We start from the raw sequence: 14,182 nt of genomic DNA on the forward strand, positions 1-14,182 counted from the left end.
CAGCTTACGCTGGATTCTTTGTAGCACCAAATTCAATATTTGAAAATGGTGCCCGGGGCCGGACTCGAACCGGCATGCTTTGAGGGCGGGGGATTTTAAATCCCCTGTGTCTACCTATTTCACCACCCGGGCATGTGCGCAATAATAGAGGACAAGTGCGCGATTGGCAAGAGAAAATCGGAGAGTTTGCTTTATTTTCAATCAGTTCTTATCGGTATTTATATAAATTAACCAATTTTTGTCATGATTTGTTCATCAAACTGAGATCAGCTGTTCATGTTATGTACTTAAGTTTAAAGCACTCATTGCTTAAAACTTAGAGAATTTTATGTCAGAGAAAATTTCACGCCGAGAATTAATTCAAAAAAGTCTATTCGGTTTTGGGGCTTTATCTATACCTGTTGCTTTTACGGGTTGCAACGATGGCTCAGATGATGAAAATCCGCAAGTACAAGCAGATTTTCTTCATGGGGTTGCAAGTGGAGATCCTTTGCAGGATAAAGTCATTTTGTGGACACGAGTAACTCCAGTGGATTTAGGAGTGCGTTTAAAAGTTGTATGGGAAATTTCAACCGATAATCAGTTTAAACAAAATTTAAAGACAGGAATGGTTGAAACAACGAAGACTGATGACTTTACAGTGAAAGTTGATGCAGCTGGGTTACAAGCAGATACTGTGTACTACTACCGTTTTAAATTTGGTAGTAAAGTCTCACCAGTAGGACAGACGAAAACATTACCAACTTCTACGAATAAAGTGAGCTTTGCAGTATGTTCTTGTTCTAACTATCCTGCGGGTTACTTTTATGTTTATCGTGAAATGGCAAAACAGAATGTTGATGTCATTATTCACTTGGGTGACTATATTTATGAATATGGGGCAGATGGCTATGCGGCGGAAGATGCAGTAAAGCTAGGCCGTAATTTACCTGCCGATAATAATAAAGAAATTATTAAATTAGATGATTATCGCAAACGTTATGCGCTTTATCGTCAAGATAAAGATTTGCAAGCAGCTCATCAGCGCCATCCTTTTATTGTGATTTGGGATGACCATGAGTTGGCCAATGATGCTTGGCGTGAGGGGGCAGAAAATCATCAAAGTAATGAAGGGGCTTTTTCGGACCGTAAATTAGCTGCTCTACAGGCTTATTTTGAATGGATGCCAATTCGTCCAGTCTCTAGTTCTGACCATTTAAATATTTATCGTCAGTTTAACTTTGGTTCACTTGTCCAATTAACCATGCTAGATACGCGTATTATTGCGCGTGATAAGCAGCTTGCATATGCAGACTACATGACGACTACAGGTTTGGATATTGCAAAGTTTCAGGGAGATTTAACTAATCCGGTGCGTACTTTGATGGGGTATACACAAAGAGATTGGTTGGTTGATAAATTAAAGCAATCTACAGCAACATGGAATGTAGTAGGGCAGCAAGTTTTAATGAGTAAAATGTGGATTCCAGCTGAGTTGTTGGCGTCTTTAGGGCAAATTACTTCAGGAGGAACTTCGCCTGATGCGCTTGCTAAAATGAATGCACAAATTACCGAGTTGGTCGCTTTAAAACTTCGTTTACAACAAAATGATCCGACATTAACAGCCCAAGAAAAAGCAAGAATTATGACGGTTGCGCCATATAATCTCGATGCTTGGGATGGTTACTATGCTGAGCGAGAGTTTGTATATGATAAATTGGCAGAGTTTAATAAAAAGATCATTGTGTTAGCGGGGGATACTCATAACGCATGGGCATCTTATTTATATAGCCAGAAAGGGAAGTATATTGGAGTTGAATTGGCGACTAGTTCTGTATCGTCTCCAGGTTTAGAAAAATATTTAAGTATTCCACTGGCTCAACTGCAACAGTTTGAATTTGCTTTTACTACATTAATTGATGAATTGGCCTACTGTAATTTAAATCAACGAGGATACTTATTGGTTACTCTAGATCAGGCACAAGTTCATTCTGAGTGGAGATTTGTAGATTCAATTAAAAATACCGAATATCAGATAGATTCAAGCCGACAAAACGATATTGTATTGGATCTAAATTTGATGCCGTTAAAACAAGATCAAAAGACTGCTTGAAACTATAGAAAAGTAGAGGGTTGCTGAGGTAACCCTTTTTTTTAGGCATAAAAAAACCAGCTTACGCTGGATTCTTTATGACACCATATTCAGTACTTGAAGATGGTGCCCGGGGCCGGACTCGAACCGGCACGCTTTGAGGGCGGGGGATTTTAAATCCCCTGTGTCTACCTATTTCACCACCCGGGCTTTACCAAATTTGGAGGCGGAGGTCGGAATCGAACCGGCGTCCACGGAGTTGCAGTCCGCTGCATGACCACTCTGCCACCCCGCCTACATTTGGTGATGCACATATTAGCAACCTTTACAAAAAAAACAATACTGTTTTGAGCGAAGATGCACATAAAAACAACATCTAGAATAAAATTGTCGAAATTATCATGTATTATTGGCACATTAAATTCATGTCTACCTTGGAGATGTGCTGTGGCATTGGTTTTAGACGGTCGTGCATTAGCAAAGCAAATTGAAGAAAATTTGTTGGTACGTGTTGAAGCTTTGAAAGCAAAAACAGGTCGTACCCCGATTTTAGCGACTATTTTGGTTGGAGATGATGGTGCTTCTGCAACTTATGTACGTATGAAAGGAAATGCCTGCCGTCGAGTAGGTATGGATTCATTAAAAATCGAATTACCACAAGAAACCACAACAGAACAATTATTAGCTGAAATCGAAAAGCTTAATGCCAATCCAGATGTTCACGGTATTCTTTTACAACATCCAGTTCCTGCACAAATTGATGAGCGTGCGTGTTTTGATGCGATCTCATTAGCAAAAGATGTAGATGGTGTAACTTGCCTTGGTTTTGGCCGTATGGCAATGGGTGAAGCTGCATATGGTTCAGCAACTCCTGCGGGTATCATGACAATTCTTAAAGAAAACAACATCGAAATTGCTGGTAAACACGCGGTTGTGGTTGGCCGTTCAGCAATTCTAGGTAAACCAATGGCAATGATGTTGTTACAAGCAAATGCAACAGTAACGATTTGTCATTCACGTACACAAAACTTACCTGAGCTTGTGAAACAAGCTGACATTATTGTTGGTGCTGTAGGTAAAGCTGAACTTATTCAAAAAGACTGGATTAAACAAGGTGCAGTTGTTGTAGACGCTGGTTTCCATCCACGTGATGGTGGCGGTGTTGGCGATATTCAATTACAAGGTATTGAAGAAATTGCTTCTGCTTATACGCCAGTACCAGGTGGTGTTGGTCCAATGACTATTACAACTTTGATTCGTCAAACTGTAGAAGCTGCTGAAAAAGCTTTAGGTTAATTTAATTTATTCACGGCGGCGTCCTACCGTTTAACGCAAATGTTAGGAGCTCGTATGTTACTTTTCTTTCGGGAAAAGTAACCAAAACCATTTGTCATCCGCAAAACTCGTCAGCTACTGGTTAGCTATAGATGAGTCGCAGAAACATTTTAGTTTAATGTAGTCCTACCTCGAACAATTGCGGATGACGTTAACGCGTATCAAATAGTAATTGTAAATTGTTGAGCTTATTTATGAGCTGCACCTTTCAACTGTCTAAAGCCCCTGAACATTTACTTCAAGCCCTACATGAAGTCATTCCTCATTGTGAATTAATGGCACAACAGTTGCCAGAAACTCCAATTTCTTTATGGTTGATTCCTCCAGTTTTTCCAACTGATCGTTTAGATGACGAAGTTATTCGCCGTATCTGGAATGACACGCCGTATTGGATTTTTTGTTGGGCATCAGGCTTGGCGATGGCTCAGTGGATACTTGCAGAGCCGCACCATGTTAAAGATAAAGTGGTGTTAGATTTCGGAGCAGGTTCTGGTGTAGTGGCAATTGCTGCAAAAATGGCAGGAGCAAAACGCGTAATCTGCTGTGATATTGATCAGGTTAGTCTAAATGCTTGCCGTGAAAATGCTTTACTTAATGATGTAGAGCTCGAATATCTGGATGATTTATATAAAGCTGAGCAGGTTGATGTTTTACTCGCTGCTGATGTGTTATATGACCAATGTAACCGCTTTTTCTTAGACGAATTTTTAAAATTTGCACCAGAAGTATGGGTAGCAGATAGCCGTGTTAAAAATTTTAGTCATCCAAAATATGAAAAAATTGAAGAAAGAAGTGCGACAACGTGGCCAGATTTGGATGAAGCAAAAGAATTTAGAAACGTAAGTTTTTATAAGACGCTGTAAAAGAACAGCGTCTTTTTTATGTTATGAACAAGTATAACGAACAACTTTCAATGTACTTGGACGTGCTTCAAGTGCTTGGCGTGTCGCATAATCTTCACCATTATTTAAGCTAGGTGTATTTGATAAGCCAAAAGACGCGCGAGTTTCACCGAGTTGAATTCCATAATGCTCATCTTTAGCTGGATTAGGAATTTCGTTGATGCTTAAAATTGATAATTTATAAACTTTCTGGGCACCTAACACATTCTGACAAGCACGTTGTAATTTGCGCTCATCAAGTTGCTGGTTACTACGGCCAGCTAAAGTATAAGCTAGAGTCGCTGAAGTTTTAGTTTGGTTTTCAATCTGATAGCCAGTTGAACCATTATATTGTCGAGGCGTAGTCTGACAAGCAGTTAAAATAAACATACTACTTAATGCCAAACATAAAATACTTTTATTCATCAGTATCGTCCTTATTTTCTTATACGCAGTATCTCATAAAATAGAAGCGTTGTTTGTGGTTATTCACTAGTTTAGAGCTAACATCGGCTCATGATATTAGCTCTAATAAAAATATTAGTGTTCTTTGATTTTTGAATGATGTTTGGTGTCTTTCATAAATATATAGATCAGTAATGAAATGAAAATCATAATACTGACATAAATGAAATACCAAGATTCATGACCAGCTTCTTTAAAACTTAATGCGAAGAATTCGGCTGTTCCTCCAAATAAAGTGTTTGCAATTGCATAAGGGAGAGCTACGCCCAAAGCACGAATATGTGCTGGGAAAAGTTCAGCTTTCACGACAGCATTAATTGAAGTGTAGCCAGTCACCATGATCAGGCCCCCAAAGCATAACCAGAATGCAGTCCAGTAATTATGCGTGTTTGCGAGAGCATCAAATAGGATGTAGGTGAATAAAACACCTGTCACCCCGAAGAAAATCATCAGTGGTTTACGCCCAATTCGATCTGATAATGCACCCGCCAATGGCTGTAAACACATAAAAATAAATAAGGCTAGAGTAGTAATTTGAGTCGCTTCAGGTTTGGTAAAACCAGATGTATTGACTAAATATTTTTGTAGATAGGTGGTGTAAGTATAAAAAGCGAGTGTACCACCAGCAGTTAAGAACAATACTGTAAAGGCTTCTTTAGGATAATGCTTAAATAAAGCAAACATTCCTGATTTTGGCTGATCCGTCTCTGTTTGAGCATTTTTAAAAGATTGTGTTTCTAATAGCCCACGGCGAATACGGAATACCACAATTGCTAAAAGTGCACCAATGAAAAAGGGAATACGCCATCCCCAGTCATGCAATTGCTGTTCGGTGAGTACCATTTGCAAGATGAGTAGTACACATAAAGCTGTAAGTTGTCCTGCAATTAAGGTGACATATTGGAAGCTTGAGAAAAAACCACGACGGTTCTTTTCAGCCATCTCACTTAAATATGTCGCACTTGCACCGTATTCACCACCTACACTTAAGCCTTGAATTAAACGTGCAATAACCAAAAGTAATGGTGCAAATACGCCAATACTTTCGTAGGAAGGGGTAACCGCAATGAGTAGAGAGCCAACACACATTAAGGTGACAGAAAGCGTAAGGCCAGCTTTACGTCCTTTACGGTCTGAATAAATCCCCATTATCCATGCGCCAATCGGACGCATGAGGAAGCCTACTGCAAAAATTGCAGCTGCTTGAAGAAGTTGAGCAGTTTGGCTCCCTTTTGGGAAAAAAGCATGAGCAAAATAGAGCGTAAATGCGGCATATACATACCAGTCGTACCATTCGACAAGGTTGCCAGCAGAACCGCCCAAAATTGATTTTAGACGAGTTTTTGTATCTAAATTAGAATGTGGAGGTGTTGCGGTAGAAGGTTGATCAACCATGAGTCGCTCCATGTTTCGCTTGGGTTGAATGCTATAGAAGAGAAGATTTATTCCGTTTTTACATATTATCTAGAGGAGTATTTCACTTTATTTTTTTTATGTCTGTAAAACAATGTTTATTATTTAAGCAAAGGAATAAATTGAATATTTATGTGATTTCAAATTAGCCGATCAGTTCATTTTTATAAGCTTACTCGGATTTTTAGAATATTATTTTTTCCCAAGTAGTAAAAACCGATAAAGAATGAGTAATGTTTGGGCGAAGAAAACCTATATCCCTTAAAAATAATGATATATTCCAAAGAAAATTTTAAATAAATACAGTTAGGCATAATGTCTTTGCATTGTGGACTAGATGTGTGTGGATAATGAAAGGGACATTCAGATGTCAAATTGCCCAAAGAAATATATTGTTGCTTTTGATCAGGGCACAACAAGCTCAAGAGCAATTGTTTTAGATCATGATGCAAATGTTGTCAGTATTGCTCAAAGAGAGTTTACTCAGATTTACCCTCAGCCGGGCTGGGTTGAACATGATCCAATGGAAATTTGGGCAACTCAAAGCGCTGTGTGGGTAGAGGCTTTGGCTCAAGCAGGCATCAAGAGTGAGCAAGTTGCGGCAATTGGGATTACAAACCAGCGAGAAACCACCATTGTCTGGGATAAGAAAACAGGTAAGCCTATTTATAATGCTATTGTTTGGCAAAGTCGACAGACGACTGAAATATGTAATCAATTGCATAAAGCTGGTTGGCAAGAATATATCCGTAAGACCACTGGTTTAGTGATTGATCCATATTTTTCGGCCACAAAAATTAAATGGATTTTAGATCACGTGGAAGGCAGCCGTGAGCGTGCTGCGCGGGGAGAGTTATTATTTGGTACGGTGGATACCTGGCTCATTTGGAAATTAACTAATGGTGCTGTCCATGTCACTGATTTTACCAATGCTTCACGGACTATGCTGTTTGATATCGAAAAGCTTGAATGGGATGAAAAACTTTTACAAGCTTTAGATATTCCTAGAGCAATGCTACCTGAGGTGCGTAGTTCATCTGAGGTCTATGGGTATACACATACTATTAGTGGCCAAGAAGTAGGTATTCCTATTTCGGGAATCGCTGGCGATCAACAGGCTGCACTTTTTGGTCAAATGTGTGTTGAGTCAGGGCAGGCTAAAAATACCTATGGTACAGGCTGCTTTCTACTCATGAACACAGGTAAAAAGATTGTTCGTTCAGAGCATGGATTACTGACTACTATTGCATGCGGTGCAAACGGAGAAGTGAATTATGCTTTAGAAGGTGCCGTGTTTAATGGTGGCTCTTGTGTACAGTGGTTACGCGATGAATTAAAGGTTATTAAGAACGCTAAAGATTCTGAGCATTATGCAACACGAGTAAAAGACAGTAACGGTGTATACGTTGTTCCAGCTTTTACCGGATTAGGGGCACCGTATTGGGACCCGACAGCACGCGGAGCAATTTTTGGTCTGACGCGTGGGGCTAGTATTGAACATATTATTCGTGCAACTTTAGAGTCCATTGCTTTTCAAACTCGAGATGTTTTAGATGCTATGCAGCAAGATGCAGCAGAAGAACTTCGTACGCTCCGTGTTGATGGTGGCGTAACGGAAAATAACTTCTTGATGCAATTTCAGTCTGATATTTTAGCAACCCCTGTAGAACGTCCAATAATGAAAGAAACTACCGCTTTGGGCGCTGCTTTCCTTGCAGGTTTAGCAACGGGTTTCTGGCAAGATCTTCACGAGTTAAGAAATAAATCTGCCATAGAAAAAGTTTTTGAACCCAAAATGTCTGCTGAACAATCTGAGTTTATTTATAAAGGTTGGTTGAAAGCAGTGAAACGCAGTCAAAGTTGGGCTGAGGATTGATTTGTTCTTTAATGAGTTAAATTAAAAGTAGAGTAATCAATTAGCGGCTCAATGTTTATTTATTCAAAATTGATTATTCTACTTTTTTGATTGTTGTTTCATCAATTTGATGTTTTAATTTTTATAAGATCAACAATAAAAAGAATATGAGAAATGACAGTACAAACTAATGATTATTCAAAAGTATATGATATTGCTGTAATTGGTGGCGGTATTAATGGCGTCGGTATTGCTAATGATGCAGTAGGCCGTGGATTATCGGTATTTTTGTGTGAAAAAGATGATTTAGCCAGTCACACCTCATCTGCTAGCAGTAAATTAATTCATGGTGGTCTACGCTATTTAGAACATAAAGAATTCAGGTTAGTCAGAGAAGCATTAGCAGAGCGTGAAGTGTTGTTGGCTAAAGCGCCACATATTATTGCACCTATGCGTTTTATTATGCCTCATCGACCGCATTTGCGTCCTGCATGGTTAATTCGAGCGGGTCTATTTTTTTATGATCATTTGGGAAAACGAGAAAAATTATTAGGTTCAAATCTGATCTATTTCAAAGAAGATAGTCCCTTAAAACCAGCGATAACACGTGGCTTTGAATATTCTGACTGTACTGTAGATGACGCACGTCTTGTGGTGTTAAATGCGCTACAAGCTAAAGAGCAGGGTGCCAAAGTCGTGACACGAACACGATGTGTGAAGGCGTATAAAGAACAAGAACTTTGGCACTTGGAACTACAAAGTGGAGCTGAGGTTTATCAGATACGTGCAAGAGCTTTAGTAAATGCAGCTGGTCCTTGGGTTGAAGAAATTATTAGTGAAAATCTAAATTTAAGATCTCCTTATCAAGTCCGATTGATCCAAGGAAGCCATATTGTTGTGCCAAAGCTATATGACTGTCATAAGGCTTTTATTATGCAAAACGAAGACCGACGGATCGTTTTTGCAATTCCTTATTTAGAAAAATATACCCTCATTGGTACAACAGATCAGGAATACACAGGTGATCCACAAAAGGTAGAGATTACTGATGTAGAAATAGATTACCTTTTGACAGTGACAAATTCACATTTTAAAAAGCAGTTAACGCGAGCAGATATTGTAAGTCAGTACTCAGGTGTACGTGCTTTATGTGATGATGAGTCTGATAACCCTTCGGCAATTACCCGCGACTATACTTTGGCACTACAGACGGAAGATAAAACGGCACCATTGTTATCGGTATTTGGTGGAAAGATTACGACTTATCGGAAACTGGCTGAGGCCGCTTTAGAACATCTGTCTCCGTTCTTTAGTGAAATGGCAGAGGAGTGGACTGCCAATGAACCATTACCGGGTGCTGAGAACTGGACTACATTAGTTGATTTAATCAACCAGATTCAATTAAGTGTAAATGGAGTTTCAGAATCCCTTGCCAAACGTTGGGCACATGCATATGGCACAAGAGTTTGGAACATGCTTCATGAACAAAATAGTATAGAACAATTGGGGCAAAATTTTGGTCATGATTTATTTGAATGTGAAGTTAAATATTTATGTGAATATGAGTGGGCAAATACTGCAGAAGACATACTCTGGCGAAGATCTAAATTAGGTTTGGCGTTTAATGAGAAACAGGTGAAAGTGTTAGAAGCTTACTTGTCTGAACGTCGATTAAAAGATGATGCCGCATAATAAAAAAGGCCGCATGAAGCGGCCTTTTTTATATTTAGCAATTAGAAGCCAGTTTTTACAGCTTCAAGTAATGCTGCTTGACGTTCTTTTAATGCTTTTGGTAAGCGCTCGCCAAGTTTATTGAATAACTCAGTGTGGCTTTCAATTTCAGTAACCCACTGGTCTTTATCTTGAGTAGTGATAAGGTCAAATTGTTCTTTACTGAACTCAGTACCTTTCCAGTTCAAGTCTTCATATGTTGGAACAAAACCGATTGGTGTTTCAACAGCGTTTGCACGGCCTTCACAGCGGTCAATGATCCACTCAAGAACACGCATGTTTTGACCGAAACCAGGCCATACGAAGTTGCCTTCAGCATCACGACGGAACCAGTTTACGTTGAAGATTTTCGGTAATTTGTTGCCAGAAGCTTCAGCTTTCTCGCTTACTTTTGCACCAAGGCTTAACCAGTGGTCAAAGTAGTCAGCCATGTTGTAGCCAGCAAATGGAAGCATTGCGAATGGGTCACGACGAACGATACCTTGTTGACCAACAGCAGCAGCAGTAGTTTCAGAACCCATAGTTGCCGCTTTATATACACCGTCAACCCAGTCAAAAGCTTCAGAAACTAAAGGAACTGTATCTGCACGACGACCACCGAAGATGAACGCAGAAATTGGAACACCTGCTGGGTTTTCCCAATCAGCGTCGATAGATGGACATTGACCAGCTGCAACAGTGAAACGAGCATTTGGATGTGCTGCTTTTTCGCCGTTTACGTGAGGTTGACCTTTCCAGTTCGTTAAGTTTGATGGAACTTCTTTAGAAAGACCTTCCCACCATACTTGACCATCTTCAGTTACTGCTACGTTTGTATAGATAACATCTTTATGAAGTGTTGCCATACAGTTCGGGTTAGTCTTGGTATTTGTACCAGGAGCTACACCGAAGAAACCAGCTTCAGGGTTAATCGCATATAAGCGACCGTCTTCACCTGGTTTGATCCAAGCAATATCGTCACCTACAGTTTCGATTTTCCAACCTTCATAACCTGCTGGTGGAATTAACATCGCAAAGTTTGTTTTACCACAAGCAGATGGGAATGCAGCAGCGATGTAGTGTTTTTCACCTTGAGGGTTAGTTACACCAAGAATAAGCATGTGTTCAGCTAACCAACCTTGTTCGCGTCCCATGACAGAAGCGATACGAAGAGCTAAACATTTTTTACCAAGTAATGCGTTACCGCCGTAACCAGAACCGAAAGACCAGATTTCACGAGTTTCTGGATAATGAACGATATATTTCTCTGGGTTACAAGGCCAAGCAACGTCTTTTTGACCTTCAGCAAGTGGAGCACCTACTGTGTGTACACAAGGAACAAATTCGCCGTCTGTACCTAATACGTCATAAACTGCTTTCCCCATACGAGCCATTTTGCGCATGCTAACAGCAACGTAAGGAGAGTCAGTTAACTCGATACCGATATGAGCAATATGGCTACCTAAAGGACCCATAGAGAAAGGAACAACGTACATCGTACGGCCTTCCATTGAACCTTCAAATAAACCATTTAATTTTTCACGCATAACAGCTGGATCTTCCCAGTTGTTTGTCGCACCAGCATCTTCTTTATTTTGAGAGCAGATGTAAGTACGATCTTCAACACGCGCAACGTCAGATGGGTCAGAATTTGCAAGATAAGAACCAGGATGTTTTTCTTGGTTTAATTTCTGCATGGTGCCGTTAGCGATCATCAAGTCGATTAGACGTTGATACTCTTCTTCGCTTCCGTCACACCATTCGATTTTTGCTGGTTTGGTTAAGTTTGCAATTTCTTCAACCCATGCTATAAGCTTAGGATGACGAACGAATTCTGGTGCGTTCACTGTGGTCATGGTGAGGCCTATTCAAAATATGTACAACGTACAAGTCTATTCATTGGGGTACAATGAAAGATCAAATAAAAAAGTGGCTGTATTAAAGCATAAAATCATAAAAAAAATAAGACTAAAGACTAACAATTAGATATTTGGAATTCCGATCATTTTTTAATAAAAATCATTTGTTTATAGTTTTTTATAAGGTTTTTGCTTTTATATTTTTATGTTGTATGTGTGTTATTTACTTAAGTTATTTTATTAAAAATCAATAAATTAACTCTTAAATTTTTCTTGAGAATTATTATTGATTAAACAAATGAAGATCATTCAAAATTTACATAAAGAGACTTTTAATAGGTGATTTTATATACAAAATAGAATAAACATCCCACTTTACGATAATAAAATGCGGCCTTTGAAACCTCTTTCGATCATCTATAACGAAAAATCAGGATTTCACGCTTCAAAACATGAAGATGTTTATGAGCAACTGATGACTGTATTTACTGAACATAGTTTTGAAATACAAGTATTTGAATTAAATGAAAATACATTGTTCGATGATCTGATGAATAATGTTATTCATCGGCATTCACAAAACGAAAATATAGGGGTGGTTGTTGCAGCTGGTGGGGATGGCACATTAAATGCTGTTGCATCTAAACTTAAGAATACTTCTATTCCAATGGGAATCTTGCCTTTAGGTACTTTTAACTATGTCGCTAAAGTTTTAGATATTCCGCTAGATCTTTTAGAAGCAGCAGAAGTGATTGCTACAGGCATTCCTCGGTCAGTACATATAGCAGCAATCAATGATCATATTTATTTAAATAATGCTAGTTTAGGTCTATATCCACTCTTTATCAAAAAGCGCGAACTCTACAATAAATATTTAGGAAGGCTTCCTTTACATGCCTATACATCAGCTTTAGATGTTTTGTTAAGAGAAAATAAGTCAATGAAGCTATCTATAACAGTAGATGGTAAAAAATATCCCGTTAAAGCACCTCTTATTTTCTTCGGGAATAATCAATTACAACTATGTGATATGAAACTTAGAATTGCAGAATGTGCAGCACAGGGACGAGTTGCTGGAGTTGTAATTACAAAAAGTGATAAGCTGAGTTTACTCAATATGCTTTGGCAGTGGATTCAAGGTAAAGTTGAAGATGCCCAAGATGTATATAGTTTTTGTGCAGATCATGTTGTAGTCGAATGTGCAAAAAAATCGAAACTTACAGTTGCTTTAGATGGTGAAATCATAGAGATGAAACCACCTTTAAATTTCACTGTAGAAAAAAATGCTTTAAATATAATGGTGCCGAATGTTATTACATCTGTCTGATTTACACTTTGGAACGGAAAAACAAGAGTGTTTAGAGGCAATTAGGCACTTCTGTATTCAGCAACAGCCTGAAGTAATTGTTGTAAGTGGCGATATTACTCAACGTGCCAAATACGAACAATTTTTTAAATGTCGGCAATATTTAGATAGTCTCAATATTCCTTATTTAGTGGTGCCAGGCAACCACGACATTCCTTTGTATCATGTCTGGAATCGTTTTTTTTCTCCATTTACTCGTTATCGATATTTTTTTGGTGAACTGGAGCCAACTTTAGAAACTGAACATTTTTATATTGTTGGTGTAAATAGCATACGCCGTCGTTACCATACGCGTGGTCATATTTCGATTGAACAAATTCAAGATACTTATGAGCGTTTACAAAAAGGGCCTAAAGATAAATTAAAGCTAGTAGTTTTCCATCAACCTTTTTATACACCACCCGATAATAAGCATGGAATAAAGGATTGTCCGGTTTTAGGAAAAATCGCCTTAGAGAAGTGGAGTACAACTGGATTATTCGGAATGTTGCATGGTCATCTCCATAAAACGGCTATATATGATTTAACTCAAATTTACCATCTGGAAATAGATCATCCTATTTATGATATTCATGCGGGTACAGCAACTTCTACTCGTTTATATCATCATAACCCAAATAGCTTTAATACGGTTTCAAATACAGGAAAGATTCAGCATTATTGGTTTAATGAACAGCAGGCTGAATTCACTACAGATTGATTTGGTTTAGATGAGATTAAATATTTGATTGTTTAAAAAATATTCAAAAAACAGAAAAATTTTTCTTATTTCCCCTTGAAGCCATTTTTTTCATCCCCACAAAAGTGACATCTAAATATTTTGTTATTGCTCTGGATTAAAGCAATAACGATTAATCAAAAAGACTAAGTCTGATGGAGTTAATTATGAGCAACATTCGTCCATTACATGATCGCGTTGTGATTCGTCGCGTAGAAGAAGAAACCAAAACTGCTGGCGGTATTTTATTGCCAGGTTCTGCTGCTGAAAAGCCATCTCAAGGTGAAGTAATTGCAGTAGGTAATGGTCAAATCACTGATAACGGCGTACGTGCTTTGGATGTTAAAGTTGGTGACAAGGTGTTATTTGGTACTTATGCAGGTACAACAGTTAAAGTAAACGGTGAAGAACTCTTAATCATGAAAGAGTCAGACATCTTAGCTGTATTAGAAGGCTAATCGATCCATAACTCAATTCATTATCAGATTCAGTATTTAAAAAGATTCGGA

At 38.5% G+C, this 14,182-nt stretch carries 11 protein-coding genes and 3 tRNA genes; 8 read left to right on the plus strand and 6 right to left on the minus strand.

Annotation, left to right across the window (positions count from 1 at the left end; genetic code table 11):
* Positions 1-46 precede the first annotated feature (46 nt).
* A tRNA-Leu gene (locus J576_RS00115) sits at positions 47-132 on the minus strand.
* A 196-nt stretch (positions 133-328) separates the two neighbouring features.
* Between J576_RS00115 and J576_RS00120 the strand changes: the two genes are divergently transcribed.
* The gene (locus J576_RS00120) at positions 329-2,092 is read left to right on the plus strand and encodes an alkaline phosphatase D family protein (RefSeq protein WP_002048525.1); all 1,764 of its coding nucleotides are present in this window, start codon (positions 329-331) and stop codon (positions 2,090-2,092) included.
* Between the two features lie 103 nt (positions 2,093-2,195).
* Here J576_RS00120 and J576_RS00125 read toward each other — a convergent pair.
* A tRNA-Leu gene (locus tag J576_RS00125) sits at positions 2,196-2,281 on the minus strand.
* 11 nt (positions 2,282-2,292) lie between these two features.
* Positions 2,293-2,366: transfer RNA gene (locus J576_RS00130), tRNA-Cys, on the minus strand.
* Positions 2,367-2,518: 152 nt separating this feature from the next.
* Between J576_RS00130 and folD the strand changes: the two genes are divergently transcribed.
* Entirely contained in the window at positions 2,519-3,367 is an 849-nt protein-coding gene (folD, locus tag J576_RS00135; RefSeq protein ID WP_001229846.1) for a bifunctional methylenetetrahydrofolate dehydrogenase/methenyltetrahydrofolate cyclohydrolase FolD, read from the plus strand.
* A gap of 233 nt (positions 3,368-3,600) precedes the next feature.
* Positions 3,601-4,269 carry a class I SAM-dependent methyltransferase gene (locus J576_RS00140; protein WP_001278008.1) on the plus strand — a complete coding sequence of 223 codons (669 nt, stop codon included), beginning with the start codon at positions 3,601-3,603 and terminating at the stop codon, positions 4,267-4,269.
* Positions 4,270-4,290: 21 nt separating this feature from the next.
* Here the strand turns inward: J576_RS00140 and J576_RS00145 are convergent, their stop codons facing one another.
* Complete coding sequence (locus J576_RS00145; protein WP_001043188.1) at positions 4,291-4,713, minus strand: hypothetical protein; 423 nt, start codon at positions 4,711-4,713, stop codon at positions 4,291-4,293.
* Positions 4,714-4,827: 114 nt separating this feature from the next.
* The gene (locus tag J576_RS00150) at positions 4,828-6,159 is read right to left on the minus strand and encodes an MFS transporter (RefSeq protein WP_080593569.1); all 1,332 of its coding nucleotides are present in this window, start codon (positions 6,157-6,159) and stop codon (positions 4,828-4,830) included.
* 373 nt (positions 6,160-6,532) lie between these two features.
* On the opposite strand from J576_RS00150, the gene glpK reads away from it, so the two are divergent.
* Positions 6,533-8,041 (plus strand): glycerol kinase GlpK, encoded by a 1,509-nt coding sequence (glpK, locus tag J576_RS00155; protein ID WP_002048566.1) that lies wholly within the window; start codon positions 6,533-6,535, stop codon positions 8,039-8,041.
* Positions 8,042-8,194: 153 nt separating this feature from the next.
* On the plus strand, positions 8,195-9,712 hold the full coding sequence (gene glpD / locus J576_RS00160) for a glycerol-3-phosphate dehydrogenase (protein ID WP_002048527.1): 1,518 nt from the start codon (positions 8,195-8,197) through the stop codon (positions 9,710-9,712).
* Between the two features lie 41 nt (positions 9,713-9,753).
* Here the strand turns inward: glpD and J576_RS00165 are convergent, their stop codons facing one another.
* On the minus strand, positions 9,754-11,586 hold the full coding sequence (locus J576_RS00165) for a phosphoenolpyruvate carboxykinase (GTP) (protein ID WP_002048516.1): 1,833 nt from the start codon (positions 11,584-11,586) through the stop codon (positions 9,754-9,756).
* Between the two features lie 391 nt (positions 11,587-11,977).
* Here J576_RS00165 and J576_RS00170 point away from each other — a divergent pair, with 391 nt between their 5' ends.
* The 3 genes from J576_RS00170 (at position 11,978) to J576_RS00180 (ending at position 14,131) form a co-directional block, all read left to right on the plus strand.
* Positions 11,978-12,916, plus strand: coding sequence for a diacylglycerol/lipid kinase family protein (locus tag J576_RS00170; protein WP_025467684.1), 939 nt, complete (start codon positions 11,978-11,980; stop codon positions 12,914-12,916).
* The gene (locus J576_RS00175) at positions 12,897-13,655 is read left to right on the plus strand and encodes a metallophosphoesterase family protein (RefSeq protein ID WP_002048510.1); all 759 of its coding nucleotides are present in this window, start codon (positions 12,897-12,899) and stop codon (positions 13,653-13,655) included. Before J576_RS00170 ends, J576_RS00175 begins: the two co-directional genes overlap by 20 nt.
* 185 nt (positions 13,656-13,840) lie before the next feature.
* Positions 13,841-14,131 carry a co-chaperone GroES gene (locus J576_RS00180; protein ID WP_000065579.1) on the plus strand — a complete coding sequence of 97 codons (291 nt, stop codon included), beginning with the start codon at positions 13,841-13,843 and terminating at the stop codon, positions 14,129-14,131.
* The last annotated feature ends 51 nt before the right edge of the window (positions 14,132-14,182 follow it).

The organism is Acinetobacter sp. 766875 (assembly GCF_000582055.1).
Classification (GTDB): Bacteria; Pseudomonadota; Gammaproteobacteria; order Pseudomonadales; family Moraxellaceae; genus Acinetobacter; species Acinetobacter nosocomialis.

Bases quoted from the DNA above. Each gene is read 5' to 3' on its own strand.
- J576_RS00120 (WP_002048525.1), top strand. From the start codon at position 329: ATGTCAGAGAAAATTTCACGCCGAGAATTAATTCAAAAAAGTCTATTC.
- J576_RS00140 (WP_001278008.1), top strand. From the start codon at position 3,601: ATGAGCTGCACCTTTCAACTGTCTAAAGCCCCTGAACATTTACTTCAA.
- J576_RS00145 (WP_001043188.1), bottom strand. From the start codon at position 4,713: ATGAATAAAAGTATTTTATGTTTGGCATTAAGTAGTATGTTTATTTTA.
- J576_RS00150 (WP_080593569.1), bottom strand. From the start codon at position 6,159: ATGGAGCGACTCATGGTTGATCAACCTTCTACCGCAACACCTCCACAT.
- glpK (WP_002048566.1), top strand. From the start codon at position 6,533: ATGTCAAATTGCCCAAAGAAATATATTGTTGCTTTTGATCAGGGCACA.
- glpD (WP_002048527.1), top strand. From the start codon at position 8,195: ATGACAGTACAAACTAATGATTATTCAAAAGTATATGATATTGCTGTA.
- J576_RS00165 (WP_002048516.1), bottom strand. From the start codon at position 11,586: ATGACCACAGTGAACGCACCAGAATTCGTTCGTCATCCTAAGCTTATA.
- J576_RS00170 (WP_025467684.1), top strand. From the start codon at position 11,978: ATGCGGCCTTTGAAACCTCTTTCGATCATCTATAACGAAAAATCAGGA.
- J576_RS00175 (WP_002048510.1), top strand. From the start codon at position 12,897: ATGTTATTACATCTGTCTGATTTACACTTTGGAACGGAAAAACAAGAG.
- J576_RS00180 (WP_000065579.1), top strand. From the start codon at position 13,841: ATGAGCAACATTCGTCCATTACATGATCGCGTTGTGATTCGTCGCGTA.